This is a genomic window from Paenibacillus sabuli (assembly GCF_014705605.1).
Lineage (GTDB): Bacteria > Bacillota > Bacilli > Paenibacillales > Paenibacillaceae > Paenibacillus_D > Paenibacillus_D sabuli.
This window is the reverse complement of record NZ_JACXIZ010000097.1, coordinates 1-1,681: the sequence shown is the minus strand read 5'-3', so window position 1 is coordinate 1,681 and position 1,681 is coordinate 1. Positions and strand designations below refer to the sequence as shown.

Annotated in this window: 2 protein-coding genes; both read left to right on the top strand. The window is 37.6% G+C overall.

The annotated features are described in order from the left end of the window. The first annotated feature begins 133 nt into the window (after nucleotides 1-133). Entirely contained in the window at nucleotides 134-586 is a 453-nt protein-coding gene (locus IDH44_RS26240) for an NUDIX domain-containing protein (RefSeq protein ID WP_190921779.1), read from the top strand. A 199-nt stretch (nucleotides 587-785) separates the two neighbouring features. Further along, nucleotides 786-1,562 carry a class I SAM-dependent methyltransferase gene (locus IDH44_RS26235; RefSeq protein ID WP_190921778.1) on the top strand — a complete coding sequence of 259 codons (777 nt, stop codon included), beginning with the start codon at nucleotides 786-788 and terminating at the stop codon, nucleotides 1,560-1,562. The last annotated feature ends 119 nt before the right edge of the window (nucleotides 1,563-1,681 follow it).

Sequence of the window (1,681 nt, the reverse complement as noted above, 5' to 3'; positions counted from 1 at the left end):
CGCCGCTTGGTCCGGACCGGGGGTATGAAGCCAGGAAGCAGAATCAGCCGGACACATCCGACTTCGTCGGACGTCATGAACTCTGAACGTTAGATGAAAGTGACAAAAGAGAATACTCTAGCAGGAGAGATCGATGATGATATGTACAAACCGAAAAGGTGATGTTTTTGAAGAATTCATTAAAACTAAGGAAGATCAATTCGATAATATTGACATTAATCCAATTACCCATGCATTAGTTGTCGCAAAAAATAAAGATGGCTTCTTGCTTTTATTTAATAGTTGGAAGAAAAATTGGGAATTACCAGGGGGGATGATTGAGGCTGGAGAAACCCTAAGGGACTGTGCGGAAAGGGAAATGTTTGAAGAAACCAATCAAATTCCAGAGCGAATTGAGTTTAGAGGATTAATGAAGTTTACCTTAAAGAGTGGAAAGGTCGAATACGGAGGGCTTTTCAGTGCAGATATTGAATTAGAGAGGCCTTTTTTAAAGAATGATGAGGCAAACAAAATAATTTTTTGGGACGGAACCACAGAAATTGGTTATATTGATGAAATTGATAAAGAATTATTGAAATACTATTAAGAACTATTTTGTAAGTTAAGCAGAGAAGTTGTCACCATCATCTAACAACGGGTGCATGCTGCGCGGCATTCGCCGCTTGGTCCGGACCGGAGGTATGAAGCCAGGAAGTAGAATCAGCCGGACACATCCGACTTCGTCGGACGTCATGAACCCTGAACGTTAGCGGAAATAACCGAAAAGCATATTGGAGGGCTATGACATGGAGAATAAAGAAACGTTTAATTTCATAGCTAGTGATTATGAAAAGTATAGACCAACATACCCTGATGAAATGTTTGATGACATTCTAAATTATTCGAATATTTCAATGGAACAAAAAATTCTTGAAATTGGCTGTGGAACTGGGCAAGCTACTGGCGGACTGGTTAACAAGGATTATAAGAACATCACGTGTATTGAACTTGGTGATAAATTAGCACAGTTTACAACTGAAAAGTTTAAAACTTATGGAACGATTAAAGTTATCAATACATCATTTGAAGAATGGGATGGAGAAGGAAGTCCATATCATCTAGCGATTTCTGGAACAGCATTTCACTTTATTGATCCTACCTTCGGATACAGAAGAGTATGGGAACTTCTAGATGATGAGGGATCAATAGCTTTTTTCTGGACTGTACATGTTCCATTGTTTGATACTCTTCACAATGATATTCGTTCACATTATCAAAAATTAGCACCACATTTGGATGATTCTAAGTATCAATCACCAAATGAAGTTGTGAATAAAAGGAAGGAAACAACAATTCGAACAGGAATATTTAAAAATATTATCGTTCAAGAATATAGTCAAATTCAGAGTTATACAAGCAATGATTTTGTTTCTTTGTTAAATACCAATTCTAGACACAGATTATTGTCAGAACGAACAAAGGATGTCTTATTAGAAAGAATTAAAAATTCAATCGATAAAGCAGGTGGAGTTATTAATAAAGAGCATAGAGTTGCTTTATTCTTAGGAAAGAAAAAAATTTGATTGTTAATCAAGAAGTCAGTTACTTCCGCTAACACTCTGGATTGGTTGCGAAGTGGCCCAGAAAAAAAGACCTTCGGGGCGGGAAGCGAAGGTCAGAGTGGAACGGTCATGAGGAGCAG